Annotated in this window: 12 protein-coding genes; 7 read left to right on the forward strand and 5 right to left on the reverse strand. The window is 64.0% G+C overall.

Translation table 11 applies throughout. The features are described from left to right. From VGL22_RS15100 to VGL22_RS15115, 4 genes are all read right to left on the reverse strand, one after another. A partial coding sequence (locus tag VGL22_RS15100) for a hypothetical protein (RefSeq protein WP_465267768.1) occupies nt 1-506 on the reverse strand: 506 nt, incomplete at its 3' end. Nucleotides 507-723: 217 nt separating this feature from the next. Beyond that, complete coding sequence (locus tag VGL22_RS15105) at nt 724-1,857, reverse strand: VWA domain-containing protein (RefSeq protein ID WP_465267769.1); 1,134 nt, start codon at nt 1,855-1,857, stop codon at nt 724-726. Further along, nucleotides 1,850-2,911, reverse strand: coding sequence for an RluA family pseudouridine synthase (locus VGL22_RS15110; protein WP_465267770.1), 1,062 nt, complete (start codon nt 2,909-2,911; stop codon nt 1,850-1,852). The genes VGL22_RS15105 and VGL22_RS15110 overlap by 8 nt, the downstream gene beginning before the upstream one ends. Then, nucleotides 2,904-3,740, reverse strand: coding sequence for a prolipoprotein diacylglyceryl transferase family protein (locus tag VGL22_RS15115; protein ID WP_465267771.1), 837 nt, complete (start codon nt 3,738-3,740; stop codon nt 2,904-2,906). The genes VGL22_RS15110 and VGL22_RS15115 overlap by 8 nt, the downstream gene beginning before the upstream one ends. A gap of 305 nt (nt 3,741-4,045) precedes the next feature. On the opposite strand from VGL22_RS15115, the gene VGL22_RS15120 reads away from it, so the two are divergent. The 7 genes from VGL22_RS15120 to murG all read left to right on the forward strand — a co-directional run bounded on the left by VGL22_RS15120 (nt 4,046) and on the right by murG (nt 13,059). Further along, nucleotides 4,046-5,581 (forward strand): UDP-N-acetylmuramoyl-L-alanyl-D-glutamate--2,6-diaminopimelate ligase, encoded by a 1,536-nt coding sequence (locus VGL22_RS15120; protein WP_465267772.1) that lies wholly within the window; start codon nt 4,046-4,048, stop codon nt 5,579-5,581. Nucleotides 5,582-5,587: 6 nt separating this feature from the next. Next, nucleotides 5,588-7,003: a UDP-N-acetylmuramoyl-tripeptide--D-alanyl-D-alanine ligase gene (locus tag VGL22_RS15125; RefSeq protein ID WP_465267773.1), complete on the forward strand. Its 1,416-nt coding sequence runs from the start codon at nt 5,588-5,590 to the stop codon at nt 7,001-7,003. Between the two features lie 2 nt (nt 7,004-7,005). Then, entirely contained in the window at nt 7,006-7,863 is an 858-nt protein-coding gene (gene bla, locus VGL22_RS15130) for a subclass B3 metallo-beta-lactamase (protein WP_465267790.1), read from the forward strand. A 338-nt stretch (nt 7,864-8,201) separates the two neighbouring features. Continuing rightward, nucleotides 8,202-9,335, forward strand: coding sequence for a phospho-N-acetylmuramoyl-pentapeptide-transferase (gene mraY / locus VGL22_RS15135; RefSeq protein ID WP_465267774.1), 1,134 nt, complete (start codon nt 8,202-8,204; stop codon nt 9,333-9,335). An 83-nt stretch (nt 9,336-9,418) separates the two neighbouring features. Beyond that, the gene (murD, locus tag VGL22_RS15140) at nt 9,419-10,807 is read left to right on the forward strand and encodes a UDP-N-acetylmuramoyl-L-alanine--D-glutamate ligase (RefSeq protein ID WP_465267791.1); all 1,389 of its coding nucleotides are present in this window, start codon (nt 9,419-9,421) and stop codon (nt 10,805-10,807) included. After that, nucleotides 10,792-11,886, forward strand: a complete 1,095-nt coding sequence (gene ftsW, locus VGL22_RS15145) for a putative lipid II flippase FtsW (protein ID WP_465267775.1) — start codon at nt 10,792-10,794, stop codon at nt 11,884-11,886. The genes murD and ftsW overlap by 16 nt, the downstream gene beginning before the upstream one ends. An 87-nt stretch (nt 11,887-11,973) precedes the next feature. After that, on the forward strand, nt 11,974-13,059 hold the full coding sequence (murG, locus tag VGL22_RS15150; protein WP_465267776.1) for an undecaprenyldiphospho-muramoylpentapeptide beta-N-acetylglucosaminyltransferase: 1,086 nt from the start codon (nt 11,974-11,976) through the stop codon (nt 13,057-13,059). Between the two features lie 20 nt (nt 13,060-13,079). On the opposite strand, the gene VGL22_RS15155 is transcribed toward murG, so the two are convergent. Further along, nucleotides 13,080-13,673, reverse strand: a complete 594-nt coding sequence (locus tag VGL22_RS15155; RefSeq protein ID WP_465267777.1) for a TetR/AcrR family transcriptional regulator — start codon at nt 13,671-13,673, stop codon at nt 13,080-13,082. Nucleotides 13,674-13,679 lie beyond the last annotated feature (6 nt).

Consider the following 13,679-nt stretch of genomic DNA (forward strand, 5'->3'; position numbering starts at 1 on the left):
TCGAGGGCGTGGAGTTCGCGGTTGCGCTCACGTTCCCAGGCTTCGGCGCGCCAGCGGCGCGGGGAGTAGCTGGGGGCCTCCTCGATTGGCTGGGGAAGGGTTTTGATGGCGGCTGGCTCCGAGACGAGGCGGGGCTGCATAGGGACCACGGCAGGCACGAGGGGTGCAATCGCGGGGCGCGGGGCGGGGGGGATTACGCGCGCAGAAGATTCGATTTGTTCATAGACTGCGGAGGCGAGGCTGGCGTCGGCTTCGGGCGGAGTCGCCGGGGAGTCTCCGCTTTCCGACACCGCAACGCGTTGTCCGCTGACGCGAGCGATGAACTCGTCGACCAGCTTGTGCAGGCAGGTTTGTCCGCACAGGTGCTTGGTGCCGGGGCGCTGCCGCATGCGCGAGCTCCAGCCGCTTACGCGCAGTTCGCCGGCCTGCTCGCAGGTGACGTACCAATGGTTGGTCTGTTTCTTCTCTGCTCCACACACGTCGCACGAAATAGCCTGCCGGATCACGCGTCGCTCCTGTGCCTCTTTTATTTCATCGTGAGGGGAAGGGGAACGGTTGAGCGGGATGGGGGAGGAATGACGGGGGATTCCGGAATGGGATTTCGTGATTTCGGAATGGGACAGGCCGGTTGAGGGAAGTGAATTGCGCGGATTGTGGGATCCCACCCTGGCCGAGCCGGGACGGGGCATCCGCACCCGCACCCGGCATTTTGCAGGACCGGGGCTATTGGGTGCGGGGGGCGAAGTAGCCTTTGCGGGCGAGGACCTGGTAGCGGCGGTCGGTGCAGTAGAGATAGATGGGGCGGAACGCGCCGTTGGCTTTGAAATCAGCGGGGACATAGGTGAGGGCGTACTGGCTGCGCAGGCTCTGCTGGATGTCGCGGAAGCTGTTGGACATCTCTTCGACGGAGGGGGGCCAGAAGGCCTGACCGCCGGTGGCCTCGGTCATGCGCTTGAGGACTTCATCGCCCTTGCTGCGGCTGGGAGTCCAGTTGGTGCTGATCGCGTAGATGATCGTGTCCGCGCGCTGGCACATTTTGATGGCTTCCTCTTCATGCACGCGGCTCTGGTTGTCTTCGCCGTCGGAGATGAGCACGAGGGCCTTGCGCACGGGCTCCTGGCCGCGGGCGGTATCGAGGAGCTTGTCGCGGCAGGCCACGTAGACGGAGTCGTAGAGGGCGGTGCCGCCGGCGGGCTTGAGGCGGTTGATGCCGGTCTCGAGGGAGTCGAGGTTGTTGGTCCAGTCCTGGCTGATGTGCGGCACTTCGGCAAAATCCATGACGAAGGCGCGATCGCTGGAGGGCTTGACGGTTTGCATCAGGAACTCGGTTGCCGATTGCTGCTCGAACTGAAAGCGGGTGCGGATGGAGGTGCTGGCGTCAATGACGAGGCCGACGCGGAGGGGGAGATTGATCTGCTGGCGGAAGGATGTAACGCGTTCCGGGGCGCGGCCATCGTCGAGCAGGGCGAAGTCGCGCTGGCTCAGATTGGGGATGAAGTGGCCGTGCTTGTCAGTGACGGTGAAGATCTGAATGACTTCATTGACCTGGGTGCGGATGGTGTATTGATCCTGCTGGTCATTGGGATTTGCGGGCTGCTGCCCGTTTGCGGGCTGCTGCGCGGTGGCCGGCTGCTGCTGCGCAGGCGGATTCTGCTGCGCGTTGCCAGCGGGTGGCTGTGCGGGCGGCTGCTGGGCGGGCGCTGGGGGCTGTGCGGCCGTGGTGGGCTGTTGTGCGTTAACGGCCACGGTGAAAGAAGCGGCCGTGACGAGGCCAAGGCCCACGAATGCGTAAACCCGGCGACGCAGGGCGGCCGGCAAGGAATTCAGCATGTCCATATCTACGGTGATTTTACCCAATGGCGGGGTTCGCTTCCTGTTTAGACGGTTTGGCGGGGGTAGTGTCACCTTCGAGGCGGGTCAGGAAGGCGTCGAGCTCCGCGGGGAGTGCGGCCTGCAATTGCAGGGGTTTGCGGGTGATGGGATGGGTGAATTCGAGCTGCGCTGAGTGGAGAAAGTTGCGGTCGAGCTTGAGGCGCTGGGGCGGGGTGTTGCGGCGGGCCGCGCGTGAGGTGGCGGCCTGGGCGGCGACCTGGTCGGTGATCTGGCTGGCAGCGCCGTAGAGGGTATCGCCTACGACGGGGTGGCCGATGGAGGCCATGTGCACGCGGATCTGGTGGGTGCGGCCGGTTTCAATGCGGACCTGGACGAGGGTGAACTTGCCGAAGCGCGTGGAGAGCTTGCGGAGGATCTCGTAATGGGAGATGGCGGAGCGGGCATTCTCCTGGGGGCGGGTGGTCATGCGGGTGCGGCGGACGGGATCGCGGGCGATGGCGGCGTTGATGGTGCCGCGGGGGCGCGCTACTTCGCCATGGACGAGCGCGATGTAGGTTTTGCGGATGTCGCGGCCGGAGAACATGGCGGCGAGTTTGGCGTGGGCGCGGTCGCTTTTAGCGACGATGATGAGGCCGCTGGTGTCTTTGTCGAGGCGGTGCACGATGCCGGGGCGCAGTTCCCCGGCGGTGGTGGAGAGGGACTGAAAGTGATGGAGGAGGGCATTGACGAGGGTGCCGCGGCTGCGCGCGTCTTCCGTCTGGCCGGAGCCGGCGTGCACCATCATGCCGGCGGGTTTGTCGACGATGGCGAGGTGGTCGTCTTCAAAGACGATGTGGAGGGGGATGTTTTCCGCGGTGGCTTTGAGGGGTGCGGGGTGGGGCTCGCCGGTGATGGTGATGGTTTCGCCGCCGCGAAGTTTGAGGGACGCCTTGGGCGTGTTCTGGTCTATGAGGACGTCGCCCTGGGAGAGAAGAAGCTGCACGCGGGAGCGGCTGGCGTCGAGGTGAGTAGCCAGGAAGTGATCGAGACGCTGGCCGGCGGCTTCAGCGGGGACGAGGATGGTGCGGGTGTCAGCCATGATTGGCCTCTAGGGCGTCTGGTGTGGCGATGCGGGTGTGGGGACGCTCACGCAGGAGCAGGGCGCCGGCGAGGAGAAGGACGATGGCGGCGAGCTGAGGGCCGTTGATGGCGCCGTGAAGGAGGGAGCCGCGGCCTTCCCAGTCGCGGCCGATTTCGGTCAGGTAGATGATGGCGGCGGCTCCGATGAGGGCGACTCCGGCGGTGTCGCCGTGCTGGCGGCGCGCGGGGAGAAGGACCACGAGGAGGAGCGAGAGGGTGAGGAATGCGATGGCTGCGTAGGCCTGCACCGGTTGCACGGGGATGCCGAGGGGAGCGCCGCTCCAGCGGGCTGCGAGGGGATCGGTATACGTGACCGCCCAGCGAACGCGGGCATCGATGCCATAGCCGGAGCCGGCAAGGAGGGCGCCGAATTGCTCGCAGGCGAGGCCGAGGGCGATGGGGGCGGCGAGGGCATCGGCGGTGCTGAGCAGAGGCAGATGCTCGCGGCGCGCGTAGAGGACGGCGGCTGCCCCGCCAAGGATGACCGCGGCGACCAGCAGCAGCGGGTGATGGATGGTGGCGAGGCCGATCATCCACAGGGGGTGCTTGAGGACGTCGCGCCAGTTGAGCGCGATGAGCAGAAGGCGCGATCCGATCAGGGCGGTGAAGAGCGCGAGGATGCAGAGGTTCCAGATGTGGGCGGGGAGAAGGCCGGCGATGCGCGCGGTGCGCTGAGCGAGCAGAAGGGCCAGCAGCACACCGAGCGCCGCGAGGGCACCGTAGCTGGGGATGAGGAAAGCTCCGATGTGGAAGAGGACGGGATGCACTGGGGATAAGGATATAGGCAAGGGCGGCACCTGATCGGCGGGTATTGGCCGCGCTCCGAAGGAATGAGAGATCCGGGCTGCATCGCTTTCTCAGGCTGCAGGCGGGATCTGAACCTGGGTGAAGGTCCCGGGCTCTAGCAGAGCCAGATGTTCGATCGCGATCTGTACGTGCGGTTCAAGTTGCGGCCATTGCTGACAGGTCAAGGCCATGGCCGCAACACGCCTGCCGTGCAAGTTTTGCCGATGATGCATGTTTGGTCCGTCGTGATCAGAGGGTCGAAACCGGCCGCGTCCGCCACGCTCAGAAGGAGGGTCTGCCAACTACAATGAACTTCGCTATGCAGTGGAACGACCTGATTCAGCAAATCAATTGTGTGGGCGCCTCGGGCGGGAGCGCGCAGGCGATCGCGGGTATTGAGTACGACTCGCGGCGGGTGCGGCCGGGGTCGGTTTTTGTCGCCATGCGGGGCGGCTCGACGGACGGCAACAAGTTTGTGGAGAAGGCGATTGGGGCGGGGGCCGCGGGGATCATTACCGATTGTTCGCGCACGTTCGATCACCTGGTTGTGTATCGCCCGGAGATCCCGGTGATCGAGGTGGAGCACGGAAGGCGGGCGCTGGCGGAGGCGAGTGCCGCGTTCTTTGGCCACCCGGAGCGGCAACTGGCGGCGACGGGAATTACCGGCACCAATGGCAAGACGACCACGGCTTTCCTGGTGGAGGCGCTGCTCAACTTTGAGGCGCGGAAGACGGTGCTGGTGGGGACGATTGAGTACCACGTGGCGGGCGAGGTGCGGGCATCCATTCACACGACGCCGGAATCGCGCGATGTGTTTGAGCTGATGGCGGAGGGTGTGGCGCGGGGCGCGACGGAACTGGTGACCGAGGTATCAAGCCATGGGCTTGACCAGGGACGGGTGACGGGGATGGGGTTTGACGTGGCGGTGTTCACCAACCTGACGCGGGATCATCTGGACTATCACGAGACGATGGAGAAGTACTACGCGGCCAAGCGGCTGCTGTTTGACGGCAAGGTGTATCCCGCGCCGCGGGCGGCGGTGATCAATGTGCATGACGAGCGTGCGCGGCAACTGGCTGCGGCGGCGCGGCGCGCGGGGGCGGAGGTGCGGACGTATGGCATTGGCCAGGGCGACTGGCGGGCGATGAATCATAAGCTCACGCCGGGGGGAGCGGTGTTTGCGCTGGAGACTCCGGCAGGGACGGCAGAGGTGTGGTCACGGCTGGCTGGGGAGGTGAATATCCTGAACCTCCTTGCGGCGGCTGCGGCGGCGCATGCGCGCGGCGTGTCGTTCGACCAGGTGGTGGCGGGGATTGCGACGCTGCATCCGGTGCCGGGAAGGTTCCAGCCAGTGGATGCGGGGCAGCCGTTCACGGTGATTGTGGACTACGCGCACACCGATGATGCGTTGCGCAATCTCACCGGGCTGGCGCGGCAGACGGTGGCGCAGACTGGTGGGCGCGTGGTGACGGTGTTTGGGTGCGGGGGCGATCGCGATCGCACCAAGCGGGCGAAGATGGGGCAGGCTGCGGGGAAGGGTAGTGACTTGGTAGTGGCTACGAGCGACAATCCGCGGTCGGAGGATCCGTTGGCGATTCTGGCGGAGATTGAGCCGGCGCTCAAGGCTACAGGAACGCCCTATGTGGTGGAGGCGGATCGCGCGGCGGCGATTCGGCTGGCGGTGCGGGAGGCGAAGGCCAACGATGTGGTGCTGATCGCCGGGAAGGGGCATGAGAAGGAGCAGATTCTTGCGGACCGGACGGTTCCTTTTGACGATGCTGAAGTCGCGCGCGCGGCGCTGATGGAGTTGGGGCGGGAGCGCGGCCCTGATCGATTAGGCTAGGGACACATGAAGCTCACTCTTGCAGAAGCAGCGATCGGCGCGGGCGGCGCCGTACTGGACGTGCTGCCGGCCATCTCGAATCCTGGCGCCATTGTGGTTGAGGGCTACTCGATCGACTCGCGCACCATTCTGCCGGGCGAGCTTTTTTTCGCGGTCAGGGGCGAGCGGTTGGACGGGCATGATTTTGTGGCGGCCGCAGCGGAGCGCGGCGCGGCGGCGGCTGTTGTGTCGGGGGGGCGGGTGGGTTCGCTTTCGAGCGGGGGTGGGGTGCTGCCTCTGCTGGTGGTGGATGATCCGCTGAATGCGCTGCAGGCGCTGGGTGCGCATGTGCGGCGGCAGTGGGGCAAGCGCGTGGTGGCGGTGACGGGCTCAGCGGGGAAGACGACGACCAAAGACGCCATTGCCGCGGCGCTGGGCGCGCAGTTCAACGTGCTGAAGTCGAAGGGCAATCTCAACAACAATTACGGCCTGCCGCTGCAACTGCTGCGCATTGAGCCCGAGCACGAGTACGCGGTGGTGGAACTGGGGATGAATCATATCGGCGAAATTGCAGCGCTGGCGCGCATGGCCACGCCCGACTGGGGTGTGGTGACCAATGTGGGGATGGCGCACGTGGAGAACTTTGCCGATGGGCAGGCGGGGATTGCGCGCGCCAAGTTTGAGCTGGTGGCGTCGTTGCCGGCGAGCGGGGTGGCGTTTCTCAACTGCGATGATCCATATGTGTCGCAGTTTGGCCGCGACTTTGGTGGGCGGGCGGTGTATTTCGGCAAGGGACCGTGTGCCGATCCGCAGATTCTCAGCGTGGCGGAAGGTGCGGAGGGATTGCAGATTCGCTATCGCGCCGGCGAGGACGAGCGGCCCCTCACGCTGAAGCTGGTGGGCGCGCACAACGCCCTGAACGCGATGGCGGCGCTGGCGGTGGCGCGGGAAGCGGGAGTGGATCTGGCGGCTGCGGCAGCGGCGCTCGCCACACTGACGCCCGGCGACAAGCGCGGCGAGACGCTGATGCTGGCGGGGGCAACGATTCTGAATGACGCGTATAACTCGAACCCCGAGGCGCTGCGGTCGATGATCGGCACGCTGGCGGCGAGGCCCGCCGAGCGGCGCATTCTGGTGGCTGGCGAGATGCTGGAACTTGGCGAGCATGCGGCGCGGCTGCACGCGGAGTGCGGCAAGGCGGCCGCGGAGGCGGGGATCGACGTTGTGGTGGGAGTCCGCGGGAATGCGAATCATATTGCTGCCGCTGCCTGCATGGCGGGGGTGGCATCGCTCTTTCTGCCTGACGCGCAGACGGCAGGGCAATGGCTTGCGGAGAATCTGCGCGCCGGGGACGTGGTGCTGGTGAAGGGCTCGCGCGGGGTGCGGCTGGAGCAGGCGATTGAAACTGCCAGGGATCTGATTGGCTCGCGGGAGATACTTTGAATCTGCTCGGCCGCATCTGTTTGCTTGCGGTTTGCGCACTGGGTTTGTCGCTGGGTGCGCATGCCGTGGATCCCACCTGGACGCGGGCCGTTCCGCCGTTCCGCATTGCCGGAAATCTTTACTACGTGGGCAGCGAAGAACTGGCTGCGTTTCTCGTGACGACGCCGCAGGGCGACATTCTGATCAACAGCAATCTGCCTTCGTCTGCGGCGCAGATCAGGCAGAGCGTGGAGAAGCTGGGCTTTCACTGGCCGGACATCAAGATTCTGCTGATCAGCCATGCGCATTTCGATCATGCCGCGGGGAGCGCCGCGATTTTGCGGCAGACGCATGCGAAGTATGAGGTGATGGATGCGGATGTGCCGGTGATCGAGTCCGGCGGGCGCGACGATTTTGCGCTGGGGCGCGAGAGTCAGTATTGGTTTCCGCGCGCGCATGTGGATCGCGTGCTGCACGACGGGGATGCGGTGTCCCTGGGCGGGACGGTGCTGATTGCGCACAAGACCGCGGGGCACACCAAGGGCACCGTTACGTGGACGATGGAAGTGAACGAGGCAGGAAAGATTGAGCACGTGGTGATTGTGGGCAGCCCCAATGTGCTGGACAGTTACAAGCTGGTGAACAACAAGGCGTATCCGCAGATTGCGGCGGATTTTCGTCATCAGTTTGAGGTGCTGAAGGCGCTCCCGTGCGACATTTTTCTGGGCGCGCATGCGAGCTACTTCGATCTGAAGGAGAAGTACGCGCGGTGGCAGGCGGGAGATAAGGGCGCGTTTGTCGACCCGGCGGGGTACAAGGCTTTTGTGGCGGAGAAGCAGCGGGATTTCGAGGGCGCGTTGAAGAAGCAGACCAAGAACTGATTCCCGGAGCGACTGTTCCGTTGCGAAGCAGGGAGCCGCGAGAGGCCTCGGCAGGACGTGGCGGGTTGGCGCTGCGCGTGGCAAGTTGGCGGGTTAGCGCTGCGGCTTGTAAATGAAGCAGCGAGTCAGCGCCGCTTCGCGGCAAGCACGTTAGCAGGTCAGCTCAGCGCATAGCGGGAGATTTTACTTGCCGGCAGAATGAGGGAGTAGAGCTGCTGGGCTGCTGCCTACCCCGATACCTGCCCCCTTTTCCAGCGATGTCTCCACTCATGAGCCTTGTAGAATCAAGGCTGAACTCCGCCTGAAAACCACCGGGCCGCGCCGGCTCTGGAGGCTACTTGCTCTACTGGCTGCTGTATCAAAAGCTCTACCCGTTTTTTCACCCGTTTCGTATATTCCGCTATCTTACGTTTCGCACGGCCTTTGCCTCGGGCACGGCGCTGCTGATCGCACTGGTGATTGGGCCTTATGTCATTCAGAAGCTCCGCGAGTTTCAGATTGGGCAGTACATTCGCGAAGAGGGTCCGAAGTCGCACCAGAAGAAGTCGGGCACGCCCACGATGGGAGGCGTGCTGATTGTCATCGCGATTCTGCTGCCGACGGTTCTCTGGTCTGATCCGGCTAACCCCTTTGTATGGATTGCGGTATTTGCGACGCTGGCGTTTGGGGCGGTGGGGTTCGCGGACGACTATATCAAAGTGGTGAAGCGCCGGAACCTGGGGCTCACGGGACGGGCCAAGCTGCTGGGACAGGGGCTTGCCGCGCTGGGCGTGGCTGCCGCGCTTGCGGTGCTGCAGCAGTTCAAGATGTTTTCGACCTCGCTGACGGTGCCGTTTGCCAAGAGCCTGCGCCCTGACCTGCTGTGGCACTGGCCGCTGCACTTCCATCACCTGGGGTTTCTGGCGTTTCTGCCGTTTGGCGTGTGGGTGATCTTTGTGCTGATGGGCTCGTCGAACGCCGTGAACCTGACCGATGGGTTGGACGGTCTGGCGATTGGCTGCACGATTATTGCGGCGGCGGCGCTTGCCGTGCTCACGTATGTGAGCGGGCACGTGGTGTTTGCCGATTATCTGGAACTGCAGCGCATGCCTTTGGTGGGCGAGTTGACCGTGTTTTGCGGGTCCATGGTGGGCGCGTCGATTGGCTTCCTCTGGTACAACGCGCATCCTGCCGAGATTTTCATGGGCGACGTGGGCTCGCTTGCCCTGGGCGGGGCCATCGGCACGGTAGCGGTGATCATCCGGCAGGAACTGCTGCTGCTTTTCATTGGCGGCATCTTCGTGATTGAGGCGGTATCCGTGATGCTGCAGGTGGGGAGCTACAAGTTGCGAAAGAAGCGTATCTTCAAGATGGCGCCACTCCACCACCATTTTGAGCAGCTTGGCTGGAGCGAATCCAAGGTCATTGCGCGTTTTTGGATTCTGGCGCTGGTGTTTGCACTGTTTGCACTCACGACTCTGAAATTGCGCTAGATCCGGTCTCCCGCGGCCGCTCCCGGTGCACAATAAATAGCGCGGGCAGGATCGTAAGCCGAGATGGCAGGAAGCAATCCATGATGGACCTCAAAGGGAAGAAAGTTCTTGTCGTAGGCCTGGGGAAATCGGGTCTGGCCGCGGCCCTGTTTCTGCGCCGCCGGGGGGCTCACGTCACGGTGTCGGATGTGCGCAGCGCCGAGGCGCTGGCCCATGAAATTCCAGCCCTGATTGAGGAGGGCATCTCAGTGGAAGCGGGCGGCCATGGTCTGCTGACCTTCCGCCGCCAGGACCTGATCGTGGTCAGTCCGGGGGTGCCGGTGGATACGCCGGAGCTGGTGCAGGTGCGGAGCTTTGGGCTGCCGGTGATTGGAGAGCTGGAACTGGCGGCGCGCTTCCTGAAGGGCAAGGTCATGGCAATCACGGGCTCCAATGGCAAGACGACGACGACCACGCTTGCCGGCGAAATCCTGAAGGAGTCCGGGCTGAACACGCTGGTGGGCGGCAACATTGGGGTGCCGGTTATTTCGCTGACGGACGAGAGCAAAGACGATACGTGGTCGGTGCTCGAAGTTTCAAGCTTTCAGCTCGAGACCACGCGCGAGTTTCACCCGCAGATTGCCGTGATTCTGAATATCACTCCGGATCACCTGGACCGCCACGGCACGTTTGAGAATTACGCGATGGCGAAGGAACGGATTTTCGCCGAGCAGACTGCCGCGGACTTTCTGGTGCTCAACGCGGACAACCCGCGCACGGCCGAGGCTGCGCCGCGGGCGAAGTCGCAGGCGTACTGGTTTTCGATTTATCACACCGTGCCGCAGGGTGCGTGGGTGGAACATGGGCCGGACGGCAGCCAGGTGATGTTCCGCGGGTCAGAGGACGGCGTGCCCGAGGCGATTCTTCCGGTGCATGCCATTCCGCTGAAGGGCGCGCACAATGTGGAGAACGTGCTGGCAGCGGTGTGCGCGGCGCGACTGGCGGGCTGCCCCGCGGCGCAGGTCCGCGCGGCTGTGGAGAAGTTCAAGGCGGTGGAGCATCGCCTGGAGTTTGTGGCCAACTTCAACGGCGTGGAGTTTTACAACGATTCCAAGGCTACCAACGTGGACGCCACGGAGAAGGCCATCGCGGCGTTCCCCTCCGGGATTCACCTCATCCTGGGCGGCAAGGACAAGAACTCGGACTACAGCACGCTCGCGCCGCTATTGCGCGAACGCGTCAAGGCGGTATACACGATCGGCTCCGCCGCGGCCAAGATTGAGCAGCACCTGCGCGGGGTTGTGCCCATTCACTCCTGTCAGACGCTCGAGAACGCCGTGAAAACCGCCGCCGCCGCTGTGCATCCCGGCGATATTGTGCTGCTGGCTCCAGCCTGCTCCAGCTTCGACCAGTTTGAAAATTATGAGCATCGCGGGCGGGTCTTCAAAGAACTTGTGCATGAGGCCGGTTTTAACATATGCCAGCACGCGTAGGCGTTGACAAGTGGATTTTCTTCACCACCCTGCTGCTGGTGTCAGTGGGGCTGGCGATGGTGTTCTCCGCTTCCGCGGTGGTGTCGCAGGAGAGGTATCACTCGCCGTATATGGATGTGTCGCGGCAGGCGCTGTGGGCGCTGGCGGGCGTGCTGTCAATGATCGTGCTGATGCGGGTGGACTACACGCGCTATAACTCGCCGAAGTTCATCTATCCGGCGCTGTCTGTGACGACGCTGCTGCTGGTGATGGTGTACTTCTTCAAGAACTCGCACGCCACGCATCGGTGGATTCGCTTTGGCGGTTTTTTCACCTTTCAGCCTTCGGAGATTTCGAAGCCGGTGCTCATTCTTTTCCTGGCGTGGTTTTTGTCGACGCGGCTGGACCAGATGCGCGACTGGAAAAACACGCTGCTGCGCGGCGTGTTCATGCCCATTCTGTTTGTGCTGCTGGTGGTGAAGGAGCCGGATCTGGGCACGGCGCTGGTGCTCTTTGGGGTGACCGCGCTCATGCTGATCCTGGCGGGGATGGAGTGGAAGTACCTTACGATGGGCATTGCGGCAGCGCTGCCGCCGCTGTTTGCGCTGCTGTTCTGGGTTTCATGGCGGCGGCAGCGCATGCTGGTGTTTCTTCATCCCGAATCTGATCCGCAGGGCGCCGGGTTTCACATCAACCAGTCGCTGATCGCGGTGGGTGCGGGCGGGCTGACGGGCCGAGGCTTCATGGAGGGCATGCAGAAACTGTTCTATCTGCCCGAGGCTTCGACCGATTTCATCTTTGCGAATATCGCGGAAGAGCTGGGGTTCATCGGCGCCATGCTGGTGGTGATCCTGTTCGGGATTTTCGCGGTGCGCGGGCTGCGGGTGGCGTTCCGGTCTTATGACCCGTTTGCGCGGCTGGCCGCCTTTGGGCTCACGATCGCGATTCTCCTGCAGGCTTTCTTCAACATCAGTGTGGTGCTGTCGCTGGTGCCCACCAAGGGAATTCCGCTGCCGCTGATTTCAAGCGGGGGCACGTCGCTGTTTGTGACGTTGTCGGGGATCGGGATTCTGCTGAATATATCGCGCAAGGTGGATTGACGCTCGCTGCGCGCGCCGACCTGAAACTGGAGCGAAGGCCAATGGCGGAAGTTGCGGCCATTAGAATCAGAGTGAAAGGCTTTTCTCTTGTCGAGGTTGCGCGTTCTGATTGCCGGGGGAGGCACCGGCGGCCACATCATCCCTGCGCTTGCTGTGGCCCGCGAGCTTGAAGAGCGCCACGGGGCGGAGGTGGTTTTTGTGGGGACGCCGCGGGGGCTGGAGTCGCGGCTGGTGCCGAACGCGGGATTCAAGCTGGAACTTATCAAGGTGGGACAGCTGAATCGCGTGTCGCTGCAGACGCAGGTGCGCACGCTGTTTGATCTGCCGCTGGCCGCGGTGTCGTGCTTACGGCTGCTCTGGAAGTTCCGTCCCGGCGTGGTGTTGAGCGTGGGCGGATATGCCTCAGGTCCGGCTGCTGCCGCAGCACTCTTGTCCGGGATTCCGGTGATGGCGATGGAGCCGAACGCGATGCCGGGGCTGGCGAACCGTATGATTGGCCGCTGGGTGAAGGCATCGGCGGTTAACTTTCCGGCTGCCGGCCGCTACATGCACAATGCGGAGGTGACGGGCATTCCGGTGCGGGCGGAGTTCTTCTCGCTGCCCGAACCGCCTGCGATGCCTCCGCGGCTGCTTATTTTTGGAGGATCGCAGGGGGCGCGGTTGTTCAACAACACGCTGCCGAAGATGGTTGCCGAGCTTTTGCGCGGGGTGCCGGGCCTGTCGATTCTGCACCAGTGCGGGCCGCGTTTTCTGGCGGAAACCGAGGCCATGTACCGATCGAGCGGGGCCGATCCTGTTTTCTGGTCGGTGAAGGCGTTTCTTGACGACATGGCTTCGCGCTTTGGGTGGGCCAACCTGGTGTTGTGCCGTAGCGGGGCCTCCACGGTTGCGGAGCTGGCGGCGGCGGGCAAGCCGTCGCTGCTGGTTCCGTTTGCTGCGGCGGCGGACGACCATCAGAAGCGTAACGCCGAGGAGATGGTGAAGGCGGGCGCGGCCGTGATGCTGGAAGAGGCGGACCTTGCGGAGCCGGGGCGTCTGCTGGAGGCTTTGACGGCGCTGCTTCGCGACCCGCAGCGGCTGGCGGGGATGGCTGCGGCGGCGCGTACGCAGGCGCACCCCGACGCGGCCGAACGCATTGCGCGGAAGCTGCAGCAGCTCGCGAATGCGCGATGATGCTTTGGATGGCCGGGGGGTCAGGTTCTGCGGGCGCCTGCAATGAGAATTTCGACCACGCGGGTCGCGCTGCGCTTCCAGTGTTTCTCGGCGCCCATGAATGCCAGCCCGGTTAGCGCTCCCAGCAGGTCACCGGCCTCGAGATCTTTGCGGAGGTCGCCGCTGCGGATGCCGCGCTTCACCAGTTTTTCGAGGGCTTCATGGATGGTGGGGCGCGATCCTTCGTACAGCTTGGTCGCGCCGCCGGCCACTGAGTTCAATGCCGGGGCGATGATGTGTTTGGCGGCGACGTAATCGACAAAGAGCAGCAGCCAGGTTTGCAGAGCCGCGAGGGGCGGCAGGTTCTGGGCATATTTCTGTGCCGCTGCCGCGAGCTTCTCGACTTCGCTGCGATATACGGCTTCAATGAGCGCATCACGGGTGGGGAAGTGACGGTAGAGGGTGCCGGGGCCCACCTCCGCGCGTTTTGCAATGTCATCCAGGCTGGCGTCCGCGCCGAGACGCGTGAAGGCTTCCTTCGCGATCTCCAAGATGCGGCGACGGTTGCGCAGGGCGTCGGTGCGCGGCTTGCGACGGGGCAGGGCGTCTGCGGGTTCGTTTTTTCTTTGCGCCATGAGGGA

The organism is Occallatibacter sp. (assembly GCF_036502485.1).
Taxonomy (GTDB): Bacteria; Acidobacteriota; Terriglobia; order Terriglobales; family Acidobacteriaceae; genus Telmatobacter.